Origin of the sequence: Paenibacillus pasadenensis (assembly GCF_023715725.1) — a bacterium.
Classification (GTDB): Bacteria; Bacillota; Bacilli; order Paenibacillales; family Paenibacillaceae; genus Paenibacillus_O; species Paenibacillus_O pasadenensis_A.
In genome coordinates this window covers 330,039-345,878 of the sequence record NZ_JAMBOT010000006.1, presented here as the reverse complement: position 1 = coordinate 345,878, position 15,840 = coordinate 330,039, and the positions used below count along the sequence as shown (strand labels likewise).

Annotated in this window: 10 protein-coding genes; 9 read left to right on the top strand and 1 reads right to left on the bottom strand. The window is 55.8% G+C overall.

Annotation, left to right across the window (positions count from 1 at the left end; genetic code table 11):
- The 3 genes from M3223_RS16825 to M3223_RS16815 all read left to right on the top strand — a co-directional run.
- Positions 1-1,806: dynamin family protein (locus M3223_RS16825; RefSeq protein ID WP_251563594.1), on the top strand; the 1,806-nt coding region annotated here is incomplete at its 5' end.
- 811 nt (positions 1,807-2,617) lie between these two features.
- Positions 2,618-4,393, top strand: coding sequence for an ABC transporter ATP-binding protein (locus tag M3223_RS16820; RefSeq protein ID WP_251563592.1), 1,776 nt, complete (start codon positions 2,618-2,620; stop codon positions 4,391-4,393).
- Positions 4,393-6,246 (top strand): ABC transporter ATP-binding protein, encoded by a 1,854-nt coding sequence (locus M3223_RS16815; RefSeq protein ID WP_251563590.1) that lies wholly within the window; start codon positions 4,393-4,395, stop codon positions 6,244-6,246. Before M3223_RS16820 ends, M3223_RS16815 begins: the two co-directional genes overlap by 1 nt.
- A gap of 144 nt (positions 6,247-6,390) precedes the next feature.
- Here M3223_RS16815 and M3223_RS16810 read toward each other — a convergent pair whose 3' ends face one another.
- Positions 6,391-6,705 carry an ArsR/SmtB family transcription factor gene (locus M3223_RS16810; RefSeq protein WP_251563588.1) on the bottom strand — a complete coding sequence of 105 codons (315 nt, stop codon included), beginning with the start codon at positions 6,703-6,705 and terminating at the stop codon, positions 6,391-6,393.
- A gap of 130 nt (positions 6,706-6,835) precedes the next feature.
- On the opposite strand from M3223_RS16810, the gene purT reads away from it, so the two are divergent.
- From purT to gyrA, 6 genes are all read left to right on the top strand, one after another.
- On the top strand, positions 6,836-8,017 hold the full coding sequence (purT, locus tag M3223_RS16805) for a formate-dependent phosphoribosylglycinamide formyltransferase (RefSeq protein WP_251563585.1): 1,182 nt from the start codon (positions 6,836-6,838) through the stop codon (positions 8,015-8,017).
- A 258-nt stretch (positions 8,018-8,275) separates the two neighbouring features.
- Positions 8,276-9,097 carry a GDSL-type esterase/lipase family protein gene (locus M3223_RS16800; RefSeq protein WP_251563583.1) on the top strand — a complete coding sequence of 274 codons (822 nt, stop codon included), beginning with the start codon at positions 8,276-8,278 and terminating at the stop codon, positions 9,095-9,097.
- Positions 9,098-9,155: 58 nt separating this feature from the next.
- Positions 9,156-10,193, top strand: coding sequence for an ABC transporter ATP-binding protein (locus M3223_RS16795; RefSeq protein ID WP_251563581.1), 1,038 nt, complete (start codon positions 9,156-9,158; stop codon positions 10,191-10,193).
- Positions 10,190-11,176 carry an ABC transporter permease gene (locus M3223_RS16790; RefSeq protein WP_251563579.1) on the top strand — a complete coding sequence of 329 codons (987 nt, stop codon included), beginning with the start codon at positions 10,190-10,192 and terminating at the stop codon, positions 11,174-11,176. Before M3223_RS16795 ends, M3223_RS16790 begins: the two co-directional genes overlap by 4 nt.
- A gap of 42 nt (positions 11,177-11,218) precedes the next feature.
- Positions 11,219-13,198 carry a DNA topoisomerase IV subunit B gene (gene parE / locus M3223_RS16785; RefSeq protein WP_251563577.1) on the top strand — a complete coding sequence of 660 codons (1,980 nt, stop codon included), beginning with the start codon at positions 11,219-11,221 and terminating at the stop codon, positions 13,196-13,198.
- 13 nt (positions 13,199-13,211) lie between these two features.
- Positions 13,212-15,668: a DNA gyrase subunit A gene (gene gyrA, locus M3223_RS16780; RefSeq protein ID WP_251563575.1), complete on the top strand. Its 2,457-nt coding sequence runs from the start codon at positions 13,212-13,214 to the stop codon at positions 15,666-15,668.
- Positions 15,669-15,840 lie beyond the last annotated feature (172 nt).

Genomic DNA, 15,840 nt, shown 5'->3' with positions numbered 1-15,840 from the left:
GCCGCGGCAGCGATGCTCGCCCGCGCCGAGCGCCTTGGCGCGAGCCGCTTCACGATCGCGCTGTTCGGCGCGTTCAGCGCGGGCAAATCCTCGCTCGCCAATGCGCTGATTGGCGAGCGGGCGCTGCCGGTGTCGCCTAATCCGACAACGGCGGCGATCAACCGCATTCTCGCTCCGACAGCTGAGCAGCCGCATGGCACTGCGCGCGTCAGCATGAAGAGCCGCGACGCGATGCTGGACGACTTGCGCTACTCGCTGTCGCTGCTCGGCGAAGACGCCGCTTCCGCCTTGGAAGCGGAGCTGCTGCGCCGTATCGCGGCGCTTCGGCCGGACGGCATTCACGCCGCAGGAAGGCCGCATTACAGCTTCCTGAAAGCCGCCGAGGCAGGCTGGCAGGAGCTTTCGCCGCAGCTTGGGCAGGAGCTCAGCGTTGGCGAGGAGGAATACCGGCGGTATGTGGCAGAGGAGAGCCGTTCTTGTTTTGTGCGGGAAATCGAGCTGTATTACAGCTCTCCGCTTACCGATCAGGGCATCGTGCTCGTGGATACGCCTGGCGCGGATTCCGTTAACGCCCGCCATACCGGTGTCGCATTTAATTACATTAAAAACGCCGACGCCATCCTGTTCGTCACCTATTACAACCACGCGTTCTCGCAGGCCGACCGCCAGTTCCTGATGCAGCTCGGCCGCGTGAAGGACCAGTTCGAGCTGGATAAAATGTTTTTCCTCGTTAATGCCGCCGATCTGGCCGCATCCGGGGATGAGCTGGACGATGTTTTAGGGCATGTGGAGGCCAATCTGCTTCAGCACGGCATCCGTTTCCCGCGTCTGTTCCCGGTATCCAGCTTGTTAGGACTTAAGGGCAAACAGAGCGGCGACGAGGGAATGCTCGCTCAATCCGGCATTCCTGCGTTTGAGGAAAGCTTCCTTGGCTTTACGCGCAACGAGCTGGGGCGGCTTGCGGTGCAGGCGGCCGACGGAGAGCTGGATCGAGCGGCCTCCACCATTGAGGGGTGGATTGAGGCGGCGGAAGGGGATGCCGGCACCAGGGCGAGCGAACGCGCGCGTCTGGAGGCGCTGCGCTCCCAGGCTCTCGCTGCTCGCGCCGACATCGTTGAAGCGCCGCCTGCGTCCGAGCTGGAAAAAGAACTAAATGAGCTGTTCCACTACATCCAGCAGCGCATCTGGTTCGGTTTTGGCGATTTTTACAATTACGCATTTAATCCGTCGAGCTTGCAGGACGACGGACGTGATTTGCGCCGAGCGGTATGGACGTCTTGGCTGGAGCTGCAGCGGATGCTGCAGATGGAGCTGTCGCAGGAGCTGCTGGCGACAACTCTCCGTCTGGAGACAGCGGCGGGCAGCCTGATTCGCACGCGCAGCGAAGCGGCCGGCAATCGTTTATCCGGCCTGCTCGCAGGCTTCCAGCCTGCTCCGTGGGAGACGCCGGCCTTCTCCGCTCCGCCGGAGCCCGCGCCATGGCAGGCGGACGGACTGGACGCCAAACGGCTGTACAGCCTGTTCCGCAATCCGCGCAGCTTTTTTGAGGGAGACGGCAAAAAGAAGCTCCGCGAGGAGCTGGAACAGCAGCTGGCGCCGGACATTCGCCGCTGGATGGACGCTGCGGCTGCAGACTGGCTGGCTCATTACTCCGGTTGCTTAAAAGACGGGCTGTCAGCGGCCGCTGAAGCACTGATTGAGGCTTATCTGCGTGATCTGGACGGCCGTATCGGCTCGATGCAGGATGGCGGCAGCCTCGACGTTTTACGCGAGCTTAGCCAAAAGCTGGCGGAATTGTGCCAGTAGCGCCGAAGAAGAACTTTCTGCTGCAAAGCAAGAGGAGACAGAGCCGAAGCCGCCGAAGCTGCTTCGGGGCAATTCATAGAGCAGCTTGGCTGAGCCCTTCCTAGAAATAGAAAACCTCTTTCTAGCCGTCTTGCGGCTTGAAAGAGGTTTTTTAGCATGGGAATGAGAGAAACGGAGAGCTGCGGCCCCCGTAAAAGGTCGCCAAACGACCTTACGAGGCAAGGAAAACCCAAAACCCACCCCCGTAAGGTCGCCAAACGACCTTACGGCTCAACGAAACCCAAAACCCACCCCCATAAGGTCGCCAAACGACCTTACGGCGCTGCCCGCATAGCAGCCGGCCCAATTCCAATCTGCTGAGCGGCCTTCCAGCCTGCCGGGATAGCCATTTCGCTGCACAGAAGCCGACCGGCCGCCTGAATCTCATTAAGGTACTGGATAGCCGGTTTTAGTTCCTTCCGGCAGTCAGCGGCGCCAGCAAGTATTTATATCACCTGCTTTGTTTCCTCTTTCGGTTGACCCTTATCCGGCTTTCATCAAAGATTCATCGCGTCTCAAAAATGCGGTGAATCTTTTTTTTCGCGTCAAACCGGACAAAAGCGAGCATTTGTGTCGTATGCGTGACGATTCGGAGAGTAATCGAAGATTTATCCCTACAGGGCTTCCCCCATTCCCGCTGAGGAGGGGAGAGCTGAAAATACGGCCTCAAAAGCCGTTTGCCGCCTTTGCGCGATGCTGATAACATACCTCCATGTTCACCAGATTAAGCCAGGCAAGTTAACCAACCTAACTAACGGGGGAGAGAGCTCAATTGGAGGTTTTCAGGCAACTCAAGCCATTTTACTGGGTGGAGCGCAAATTTATTTTTGCTTCCATTCTGTGTCTGGCTAGCGCGACCGCGCTCGGTTTGGTCTATCCAAATCTGCTGCGGTATCTCATTGACGACGTCATCAAACCGAGCAACTGGGGACCAGTGCCGATGCTTTCGCTGCTTGTCGTGTGCGTCGTTTCGCTCAAAGGCTTTATGAACTTCCTAAGCGGATTATTCGGAGGACAGCTCGGCAACCGTGTCGCATTCCGAATGAGAAATGCCAGCTACGCCAAACTGCAGGAGCTGAGCTTTCCGTATTACGACACCGCCAAAACCGGCGATCTGATGAGCCGGCTGACAGCAGACCTGGAGGCGATTCGCCAGTTCATCGGCTTCGGCTTTGCGCAGCTCCTGAACATGTTCCTCATGATCCTGTTCGGCGGAGCGATGATGCTGAGCATTGACTGGCAGCTGACGCTCATTACGCTGGCCGCAATCCCGTTCCTCGTTATCACCGCTCTCCGCTTCGAGAAAAACATCCATCCCGCGTTCCGCGAAATGCGTCAAGCACTCAGCCATATGACAACGGCCGTTCAAGAAAACATAACCGGCGTCCGCACGGTCAAGTCGTTTGCCCGCGAATCCCATGAGGTGGAGAAGTTCTCCGTGCGCAGCGCGGCGTATCAGTCCAACCAGGTTGGAGCTGCAACGATTTGGGCCAAGTATTTTCCAATCATGGAGCTGCTCGCCAACCTTAGCGTCGTTATTCTGCTGATTGCCGGCGGTTTCCGGGTTATCGATGGAGCGCTTACGCTCGGAGAGCTGGTCGCCTTTTTCAGTATGATCTGGTACATTATCGGCCCGATGTGGGGCATCGGTTTCCATATTAACAACTACACGCAGTTTAAGGCTTCCGGTGAACGCGTGCTGGAGCTGCTGAATCAATACGTGCATATCAAAAGCGTGCCGGATGCGGTCGTGCTGGACAAAGAGCATGTAAGAGGCCATGTCCGTTTTGAAAACGTCACCTTTAACTATGCGGACAAAGAGCCTGCATTGACGGATATCAGCTTCAACGCGCCGCCCGGAACGGTTATCGGCCTGCTCGGCGGCACCGGATCGGGCAAAAGCACAATCATTCAGCTGCTCATGCACGCCTACAGCGTCAAACAAGGCAAAATTACCGTCGACGGCATCGACATCCGCAATCTTGACGTTCACAGCCTGCGGAGCCAAATCGCCACCGTGTTCCAGGAAACATTCCTGTTCTCCGCCTCGATTCGCGACAACATTGCTTATGCGAACAAAAATGCGACGCAGGAGGAAATCGAGCGCGCCGCCAGCCTTGCCAAGGCTCATGATTTCATCATGGAGCTGCCGCTAGGTTACGATACGCTCGTCGGCGAGCGCGGCATGGGTCTCTCGGGCGGCCAAAAGCAGCGGATCGCCATTGCCAGAGCGCTGCTCTGCAATCCGCATATTCTTGTGCTGGACGATGCGACTAGCGCCGTGGACATGGAGACGGAGCACGAGATTCAGGCCGGTTTTAAGGAGCTGATGAAGGGCCGCACGACGTTCATCATTGCGCATCGCATCAGCTCGCTGAAGGATGCGGACGAGATTCTGGTGCTCGACAATGGCCATATCGTGCAGCGCGGCAAACATCATGCGCTCGTCCGCCAGAAAGGGCCTTATCAAGAGGTGTATAACATTCAATACGCCGACCGCCCGCAGCATGACGGGGATGGATCACTGGCGAAAGGAGGCACGGCCTAATGAGCAGCAGCGAGGAAAAACAGACCTCCGCTTCGGCGGAACCGGGCAAGGAGTCCGGAAATCAGCGCCAGCGCTTTAAATATCAGGATGACGATATCATTGAAAAACCGTTTAACTGGCAGCAGGTTATTCGCCTGCTGTCCTACATGAAGCCGTACCGCCGCCAGCTTGCCCCGATGATCGGCATGATGGTGCTGGGCACGCTGACCCGGCTTGCTGCGCCAGCGGTTATCATCCTGGCGATTGACAAAGCGATTGACAAGGGCAGCGGCGACAAAGGGCTGCTGCTGATGTACGGCGGAATTTTGCTAGGCCTTTACATCATTCAATGGGCGGCTAACGCTGTCCGGATTAAATACACGAACATTATCGGGCAAAAGGTCATCTACGATCTTCGCCAGCAGCTGTTCGAGCATATCCAGAAGCTGAGCTTCCGCTTTTTTGACAAAAGGCCGGCCGGCTCCGTGCTCGTGCGCGTCACCAATGACGTCAACTCGCTGCAGGATCTGTTCACCAACGGCGTCGTCAACCTGTTAATGGACTGCATTCAGCTGATCGGCATCGCGCTCATTTTGCTGTTATGGAACTTCCAGCTCGGCCTTGCCGTTATGATCACGGTACCGCTGATGTTTGTCGTATCCGGCACGCTGCGCAAGCGGATTCGTTTTGCCTGGCAGGATGTGCGCATCAAGCAGTCCCGTATCAACTCGCATTTGAACGAAGCGATTCAGGGCATGAAGGTTACGCAGGCTTACGTGCAGGAGAAAGAGAACTACGCCTTTTTCGATCATATGAATACGATCAACAAAAAGAGCTGGGACCGCGCTTCCGCGCTTAACCAGACGTTCGGGCCGATCATTGAGGTGACGGCGGCAATCGGAACGCTCATCCTGTTCTGGTACGGCTCTCATCTGATTCAAACAGGTGTCATTACGATCGGCCTGCTCGTCGGTTTTGCCAACTACATTGGCAACTTCTGGGACCCGATCAACCGGCTTGGCCAAATGTACAATCAGCTGCTCGTCGCGATGGCTTCCTCGGAGCGGATTTTTGAATTCATCGATGAGGAGCCAACGGTCAAGGAGAGCGGGCGGGCCCGCATGCTGACGGGGATCAAAGGCGACGTTTCGTTTGAGGACATCATTTTTGAGTATGAAAAGGGACGCCCGGCGCTCAAGGGCATCTCGCTCCAGGCAAAGGCGGGTCAATCGATTGCGCTTGTCGGCCACACCGGCTCGGGCAAAAGCACCATCATTAATCTGCTCTGCCGTTTCTACGACCCCGTAGAGGGCCGCGTGCTGATCGACGGGCAGGATATCCGGAACGTTACGATTGAAAGCCTGCGCTCGCAGGTTGGCATCGTCCTACAGGATACGTTCATATTCTCCGGTACGATTCGCGACAATATCCGGTTCGGACGGCTTAACGCCTCCGATGAGGAAGTGGAGATGGCCGCCCGCGCCGTGCATGCGCATGAGTTCATCATGACGCTGCCGGACGGCTACGATACGGAGGTTCAAGAGCGCGGCAACGTGCTGTCAATGGGCCAAAGGCAGCTGCTCAGCTTTGCCAGGGCGCTGCTTGCCGATCCGTCCATCCTGATTCTCGACGAGGCAACAGCAAGCATTGATACCGAGACGGAGCTGAAAATTCAAGAAGCGCTCAAAACGCTGCTGGCTGGACGCACCTCGTTTATCATCGCGCATCGTCTTTCGACGATCCGCCATGCCGACAACATCGTTGTGCTGGATCACGGACGCATTGTTGAGCAGGGCAACCATGACGAGCTGATGCGCCACGGCGGAACTTATCACGGCTTGATTGAGGCCCAATACCGGTTCCTGTCCGCCTAAACGGAGAGTTAATCGTTACTGAAACCAGAAAAGACAGGGCCAACCGCATTCCGGATGCGGCTGACCCTGTCTTTTTCAGGTTATTCTGTGTTGCTGTGAACGGTGACTTTAGACCTACTTAGAGCCGCCGGTTCGCGCGGGCCGTCAATCACTGCCCTGCAGGCGGATCAAATAATCGTCCAGCCGGTCCATGCGCTCCTCCCAGTCGCGGCGGAAGGAGGAGGCCCAAGCCTCCAGCTCTTGAAACGGCTGAGCGGACAGCCGGTAGATGCGGCGGTTGGCGTTAGCTTCCATTTGCAGCAGGCCGGCTTCGCTTAGCACCTTCAAATGTTTGGATGTTTGAGGCTGACTCATGGACAGCCGTTCGGCAATCTCCCCGACCCCCATCGGTCCGGTCCGGAGAAGCTCTACAATCAATAGCCGGTTAGGCTCGGCAAGCGCCTGAAGGATCGATTTCATGCCTAAAATATACCTTCAGAGGAATATATCTGTCAAGGAATCCTATCAGCAATGCTTGATTTTTCGATAGACACCGTCCAAAATGTGAGGTGGAAAACTTCGGCTATTAGGAACAGGGGGTACTTTTTTTATGTCTTATGGAACGCCGCTATCCTCCGGGGCCCGTAAAATGCTGCTGCTTGGCTCGGGCGAGCTCGGGAAGGAAGTTATCATTGAGGCGCAGAGGCTCGGAGTGGAGACGATTGCTGTTGACCGTTACGCCAATGCGCCGGCTATGCAGGTCGCGCATCGCTCCCATGTCATCGATATGCTGAACCCGGAGCAGCTTCGGGAGCTGATCCTGAAGGAGAAGCCGGATTTGATCGTGCCGGAAATCGAGGCTATCGCAACCGGCACGCTTGTGGAGCTGGAGCAGGAGGGCTTCAAGGTTGTGCCTACGGCTCGCGCCGCCAGGCTGACGATGGACCGCGAAGGAATCCGCCGGCTGGCGGCGGAAACGCTGAAGCTGCCAACCGCTTCCTACCGTTTTGCTGACTCGCTGGAGGAAATGAAGGATGCTGTCATGGAGCTTGGCATGCCGTGCGTTATTAAGCCGATTATGAGCTCCTCCGGCAAAGGGCAGAGCGTATGCCGCTCCGAGGCGGAAATCGCAAGCTGCTGGAACTACGCGATGGAGGGCGGACGCGCCAAAAAGAAGCGTGTTATCGTGGAAGGATTTGTTCACTTCCAATCCGAAATTACGCTGCTGACCGTGCGTTCCGTTTCCGGCACCGTATTTTGCGAGCCGATCGGCCATGTGCAGAAGGACGGAGACTATATCGAGTCCTGGCAGCCTCATCCGATGAGCGAGCTGCAGCGGAAACAAGCCGAGGAGATCGCATTGGCCATTACGGATGCGCTTGGCGGTTACGGGCTTTATGGCATTGAGCTGTTCCTGACGGAGGACGGAGTGCTGTTCAGCGAGGTTTCCCCTCGCCCGCATGATACCGGCATGGTTACGATGGCGACTCAGGATCTGTCCGAGTTCGCCCTTCATGTCCGGGCCATCCTTGGTCTGCCGATTCCAGGCGTGCGCCTGCTGACTCCGGGAGCGACCCATACGCTCAAAGCCGTTCGGGACAGCAAGGCGTTCACCGTAACCGGTCTGGAGCAAGCGCTGGCGGTTCCTGCAACGCAGGTGCGGGTGTTTGGCAAGCCGGAGACGCGCAAGGGCAGACGCATGGCAGTAGCGATGAGCTCAGCCTCCGATGTTGAAAGCGCAAGAGCGGCCGCCAGGCAGGCGGCTGAGGCCTTATCAATCGAATATAATTAATAGTGAATTAATGAAGCGGACTTCGGTCCGCTTTTCTTTTTCATTTAAAATTTTTCTCAATGAAGCGGAGAAGCGGCGAAGCGGCGTTGAATATCACGGAATTCCCGATTATTCGCCATTTTTGGACTCCTCCCATTAAAAGAGTGGGTTCAAATTGCTTGTTGCCATTTGCAAAAATGTGTCGCAAGGCTTATTTTTAATAGGAATGATGCCTATACCAAAACTTCACAATTCAAGGCAAAGGGAGCGGAACCATAAATGAGGCCATCCAGCAAGTTATGGCGGATTGTCGGCACCGCCGCGCTTGCGTCGACACTATTGCTGGCAGTCGGATTTGCGATGGCGATGCGCGAGCTGCTCGTCGTCACGCCTTTGGCGCAGCAGACCGGGACGGCCCCGGCACAACAGATTGAAACGGGAGGCGGCTTTCAGAACGCTGAAGAAATCCGCGTGACCGCTCTCGGGGATTCCTTGACGAAAGGAACCGGCGATAACAGCGGGAAAGGGTATGTCAAAACGGTCCTTGAGCTGCTGCGAGAGGAGACCGGAAAACCAGTGCATCAGATCAACAACTTGGCTGTCGCCGGGCTTACGGCTAAGGAGCTGGACGATATGCTTAGCCGCGACGATTCGCTTGAATATCCGATTAAACAGGCGAATCTTATTTTGCTGACAATCGGGGGAAACGATCTGTTCCGTCCTGTACTGGAAGCCCGTGAGAGCGGCGAGGCCGGGGATATCAATCTCGAGACGATCGAAGCCGGCATACCGGCGGCGGCGGAATCTCTGCGCAGCGTCGTCGAGCGGATTCGCGCTATTAATCCGGATGCGACCCTTGTTTACACCTCACTGTACAATCCGTTTTACGACATACCGGATCTCCGCGAAGGAAGCGCGGCCGTGCAGAAGTGGAATGGCGCAGCGTATGAGATTATCGGCTCTGACGAGCTTGCCGTTGTTGTTCCGATTATGGATTTGTTCCAACAGCGCTCGGCGGACTATATGTCCTCGGATCATTTTCATCCTAACCAGCAAGGTTATGAGCGGATTGCGCAACGGATCGCCCAAGCGCTGACGTAAAGCTCATCAATCGAGAGAGATAACCGATATGGATGTGGAGAGCAAAGGAGAGCAGCAGATGACGATAGACTATTACGTGCCTGATCGTGTCAAAAAGAGCATTTCCGCCTTCTCCGATTCCGAGCCGAAACGTCCAGTCAAAACGACCGGCCAGCCAGTGCTCGAAGTACGGGGACTAAAAAAGAAAATTCGCCGTAAATGGATCATCCATGAAGTCGGCTTTGAAGTATATAAAGGAGAAATTTTTGGCTTTCTGGGGCCGAACGGTTCGGGGAAAACAACGACGATCCGCATGCTTGTTGATCTGATCAAGCCGACCGAAGGAGAAATTCTGATCGGCGGCCACAGCGTTACGCGCCATCCCGAAAAAGCGCTGGCCGAAGTCGGGTGCATCGTCGAAAATCCGGAAATGTATCCTTATCTGACCGGCTGGGAGAACCTGGAGCATTTTGCGCGTATGCTGAGGGGAGTAGACGCGGAGCGCATCTCTGAGGTCGTTAATATCGTCCGTCTCGAGGATAGAATCCATGACAAGGTTCGCACCTACTCGCTCGGAATGAGGCAGCGGCTAGGCATCGCTCAAGCGCTCCTCGGGCGGCCTAAGCTGCTGATTTTGGACGAGCCGACGAACGGGCTGGATCCAAAAGGAATCAAGGAGCTTCGCGAGTTCATCCGCATGCTGTCCGATTCCGGCCTCAGCCTGTTTATTTCCAGCCATCTGCTCAGCGAAATTCAGCTGATGTGCGACAGAGTGGCGATTATTAACGACGGGCGGGTGCTGTCCGTAGGACGGGTGGACGAGCTGGTCGCTCAGGCGGGCACTTATGTGCTCTGGATGACGGACTCGCAGGAGGAGACAAGGCGCATTTTGGCGGCGCACCGGGACGTCCGGCTGTATGCGGAAGGGGAATATACGATGGACGACAGTGCGCTTGTCCATTTGCCTGGGGCAATTGTCAGCTCGATGCGAGAAGAGCTCGTTCCGGAGCTTGTCGTTAAGCTGATCGCCGAAGGCATTGATATCGCGGCTGTGCAGAGAGTTGCGCCGACGCTGGAGGAGCTGTTCCTGCAGCTGACGGAGGACGGTAAGGAATGATGGATTTGCTGCCGCTCGTGCAAAATGAAACGCTGAAAATTTGGAAAAAGAAGCGTTTCTATGTTATTCTTCTTATCCTGCTTGTGCTCATACCGCTTTTTACATACGCGCAAATGCGAGTATCGATGACAAATGCCGAGAATTTCAAAGATTGGCGCAATCAGGTCCAGCAGGAGATTACCGAAAAGCAAAACCTGCTTGCCAACGACCGGATGCCGGAGGAATGGAAAAAATACGACCGCATCCAGGTGCAGCAGCTGCAGTATTATCTCGATAACGATGTAAACCCGAACAGCCCGGACGCGGCCGGATTTACGCGGATGTTCATGGCCAGTTCGGTAGCGATGTTTTTTCCGCTGCTGATCTTGGCGCTGTCGTCGGATCTGGTGTCGGGAGAAAGAACGGGCGGTACAATCAAAATGCTGCTTACCCGTCCGGTTCGAAGATGGAAAATCCTGATGAGCAAGCTGATTGCGCTGACGATGTATGTTTCGCTGGCTATAATCACCACCGGCGCGGTATGCTATCTGATATCGGGTCTTGTATTCGGCTACGGCGGCTGGACGATGCCGGTATTCACCGGTTTTGTCGTAAACGGGGCCGCCATTGATACAAGCGGCGTACATCCCGTGCCGCAGTGGAAGTATATCATTATGCAGAGCGGACTCATCTGGATATCCTGTATGACGATTGCGATTTTATCGCTCATGGTGTCGGTTCTTGTGCGCAGCACGGCGGCAAGCATCGTCACGATGATGGCGGCGGTCATTTCCGGCAGCATTTTGGCGGGCATGACCTCCTCCTGGCAGGCGGCTAAATACCTTTTTTCCGTCAACATCGATCTGACCGATTATTTGGAGGGAACGCCTCCGCCAATCGCCGGTATGGATATTCTCTTTTCGCTGTCTGTGCTGGGGATTTGGTCGCTTGCCGCGTTAATTGTATCGTTCGCCGTCTTTACTAAACAGGATATCTTGAATTAAAATAGCGTGAGTTAAATGGGCAATAAGAAAAGGGGGACGCGTATGGCCGAACAACTGGATCTTTACGCAACCGAATCGGCAAATACAGCGAAGGGCCCTTCCTATGATGCGGATGATATTCAGATTCTGGAAGGCCTGACTGCGGTGCGCAAGCGCCCCGGCATGTATATCGGCAGCACGACAAGCTCGGGCCTGCATCATCTGGTATGGGAAATTGTCGACAACGCGGTGGATGAGCATCTGGCCAAGTTTTGCTCCGAAATCAATGTGACGCTGCACAAAAACGGCGCTGTAACCGTCCACGACAATGGACGGGGCATTCCGACCGGGATGCACAAAAGCGGCATTCCGACGCCGCAGGTCGTGTTCACGATCCTGCATGCGGGCGGCAAGTTTGGCGGCGGCGGGTACAAAAAATCCGGCGGATTGCACGGCGTAGGCGCTTCCGTGACGAATGCGCTGTCGGAGTGGCTGGAGGTCGAAATTTACCGGGACGGCAAAGTACATAAACAGCGTTTCGAATACTGGGTCGACAAAAGCGGCAAAGAGCATGTCGGCGAGCCTGTAACCGGTCTTGAAGTATTGGGCGGAACGCGCCAAACCGGAACAAAGGTAACGTTTAAACCGGATGCCCGCGTGTTTCACGGGAATACCGCGTTTAATTACGATACGCTGGGCGACCGCCTGCAGGAGATCGCATTTTTGAACTCCGGCTTGAAGGTTACGCTTAAGGACGAGCGCAGCGGCAACGAGAGTATGTTCCACTACGAGGGCGGAGCGAAGCAATTCGTGGAATTCCTCAACGAAGAAAAATCCGTTCTGCATGATGCGGTTCATTTCAGCGCGGAAAAGGATGAAATCGAGGTCGAGGTAGCCCTGCAGTACAATGACGGCTATACGGAGACGATTGTCAGCTTTGTTAACTCCATTCCGACCCGGGGCGGCGGAACGCATGAGACCGGCTTTAAAACGGCTTATACGCGTGTGCTCAATGATTATGCCCGCCGCGCTGCGATGCTTAAGGAAAAGGATAAAAACCTCGAGGGCGGCGATCTTCGCGAAGGCATGATGTGCGTCATCAACATCAAGATGGCCGAGGTGGAGTTCGTCGGACAGACGAAGGATCAGCTGGGCAGCTCGAGCGCCCGCAGCGCCGTCGATGCGGTTGTGGCGGACAAAATGGCCGTTTTCCTGGAGGAGAATCCCCAGGTCGGTCAAATGCTGCTGAAAAAGGCGATTCAGGCGTCCAAAGCGCGTGAAGCCGCCCGTAAAGCGCGCGAGGAAATCCGCAGCGGCAAAAAACGCAGCGAATCGTCCAATCTCGGAGGCAAGCTGACGCCAGCACAGTCCAAGGACTCGTCGCGCAACGAGCTGTTTATCGTGGAAGGCGATTCCGCCGGCGGCTCCGCGAAGCAGGGACGTGATTCCAAGTACCAGGCGATTTTGCCGCTCAAAGGAAAACCGATGAACCCGGAGAAAGCACGGCTCGCCGACATCCTCAAAAACGACGAGTATAAGGCGATTATCGCCGCTATTGGCGCCGGCGTCGGACCGGAGTTTGAGGCATCGGAATGCAACTACAGCAAAATCATTATTATGACGGATGCCGATACGGACGGCGCGCATATTCAAGTGCTGCTGCTGACGTTCTTTTACCGGTACATGAAGCCGCTGATCGACAGCGGACGAATCTATATCGCTCAGCCTCCGCTTTACAAAATGTCGCGCAAGTCCGGCAAGCTGGAAACGGTGCGTTACGCTTGGACGGATGAGCAGCTGCACAATTATGGCAAGGAAATGGGCAAAAATTTCGAGCTTCAGCGCTATAAAGGATTGGGCGAGATGAATCCTGATCAGCTGTGGGAAACGACGATGAATCCCGACTCCCGCACGCTGCTGCAGGTGCAGATTGACGATGCGTCTAAGGCTGAGCGCCGCGTGTCGACACTGATGGGCGATAAGGTCGATCCTCGCAAACGCTGGATCATCGACAATGTAGACTTCACGGAATACGAGGAGTAGGGGGACTGGCTCCATGAGTTTGAGCGAGCAATTTCTGCCGGCGTTCCTTGAAGAGGTTGTCGGAGACCGATTCGGACGCTATTCAAAATATATTATTCAAGACCGCGCCATTCCTGATGTGCGCGACGGCTTGAAGCCTGTACAGCGGCGGATTTTATACGCCATGTACGATGCCGGCAACACGCCGGACAAGCCTTACCGCAAGTCAGCCAAAACGGTTGGCGACGTTATGGGCAACTACCATCCGCACGGCGATTCTTCGATATATGAGGGCATGGTGCGGATGGCGCAGCCATGGAAGGTCGGCCACACGCTGATCGACGGCCACGGCAACTGGGGTTCCATGGACGACGATCCGGCTGCGGCGATGCGTTACACGGAAGCCCGGCTGTCGCCAATCGCCATGGAACTGCTGCGCGATATCGAGAAGCGCACCGTGCTGTTCAAGGACAACTTTGACAACAGCACAAAGGAGCCGGTTGTACTGCCGGCGCGTTATCCGAATTTGCTGGTCAACGGCGTAAGCGGCATTTCCTCCGGCTTTGCAACGGAGATTCCGCCGCATAATCTTCGCGAGGTCATCGACGCCTGCATCGCGCTCATGAATAACGGCGAATTGCAGCTGTCCGATTTGATGGCGATCCTTAAAGGACCGGACTTCCCGACAGGCGGCATCATTATGGGCGAGGAAGGCATTCGCGACGCTTATTCTACCGGACGCGGACGCATTCATCTGCGGTCCAAAACGGCGGTTGAGGAGCTGCGCGGCGGCAAAAAAATGATCGTGGTGACGGAAATTCCGTACCAGGTCGTCAAGTCTCGCCTGGTCACCTCGATGGAGAACATCCGTCTGGAGAAAAAGGTTGACGGTATCGCCGAGGTGCGCGATGAAAGCGGACGGGAAGGTCTGCGCATCGTCATTGAGCTGAAAAAGGATGCGGATGCCGACGGCATTCTGGCCTATTTGCTCAAAAAGACCGACCTGCAGGTGACGTACAACTTTAATATGGTCGCCATCGTGAACAAAACGCCGCGTCAGCTCGGCGTGAAGGACATGCTGGCCGCTTATATTGATCACCAGAAGGAAGTTGTCACCTTCCGAACGCGGTACGAGCTGGAAAAGGCAGAGGACCGCGCACATGTGCTGGAAGGGCTCGTCAAGGCGCTGAACATTTTAGACGATGTTATCGCTACGATTAAGGCGTCCAAAAACCGCGCAGACGCTCAGAACAATTTGGTGGCGAAGTTCGGCTTTAGCGAACGCCAGGCCGATGCCATTCTTACGTTGCAGCTGTACCGTCTGACCAATCTCGAGATTAACTCACTGGAGAAAGAGCTTCGCGAAATCGCCAAGCGTGTAGCCTATCTGCGCTCCATTCTGGAGAATGAGCGCAAGCTGCTCAAGGTCATACAGGACGAGCTGCTGGAGATCCGCGAGAAATACGGCATCGACCGCCGCTCGGAAATCCGCGGCGAAGTGGAAGAGCTGAAGGTCGGCCTGGAGGTTATGGTCAGCGCCGAGGATGTGCTCGTTGCAATTAGCCGCGACGGTTACGTGAAGCGGACGAGCCGTCTCAGCTTTACGCGCAGCGGAGGAGAGACCGACGCCGCAGGCGTGAAGGAAGGCGACGTCATTCGTCATCTGCTGGAATGCAGCACGATCGACAGCCTGCTCGTATTCACCCGTAAGGGCAGCTATTATCTGCTGCCTGTATATCAAATTCCGGAGTTCAAATGGAAGGACGCCGGCACGGCGATTGTCAATGTCATCCCGCTGCCGAAGGATGACTCCATCGTGGCGGTCATTCCGGTGAAGGACATCCAGCAGCCGGGGCTGTCGCTGTTCTTCTTTACGAAAAAGGGACAGGTAAAACGGACGGAGCTGAAAGACTACGCGACGAACCGTTCTACGGCAATTGCTGCCTGTAAAGTTGGCGACGGCGATGAAGTGATTGAGGTCATGCAGACGCGCGGCGAAGCGCATTTGCTGCTCATTACGCGTCAAGGGGCAGCCATTCGATTCCCGGCATCGGAAGTCAACCTGATGGGCCGTGTTGCTGCCGGAGTGCGGGGCATCCAGCTCAAGGAAGGCGATGAGCTTGCCGCAGCCGTAGAGGCCGGACCAGACGATGAGGGCGAGATTCTCGTTATCAGCGACCTTGGTTACGCCAAACGCAGCCTGCTCGCCGATTATCCGGTTCAAGGACGCGGCGGCAAAGGTGTCATTACGTTTGAGTTCAAAGAAGGCAAACGCGTCAAGCCGAACGGGTCCCGGCTTGCCGGAGCGTGGTATTGCAAAGAACCGCGCGAGCTGACCGCGCTGCTGGCAGGCGGCGGACAACAAAGCTTCCTTACGGAAAAAACGCCGATTGAGGACCGCAAGTCCATCGGCAGAGCGCTCGTCACGGTAGATAAGAGCGACAGCGTTAGCCAGCTATATCCCCGTCTGGAAGTTAGCCAGGAGGGCTGATTTTAGCAGGATCAGTGAACGTTAATATTCTTTGGGCTCAGCCGGAGCTTTCTTAAAAAAGGCCGGGACTGCAATCGCAGTCCCGGTTTTTTTGCGTGATCGCTGTGTGCGTAATCTCGCAGATTGCTGAAGCTAGGAATAACTAGTGCACCATAAATGTTTTGCTTATGTT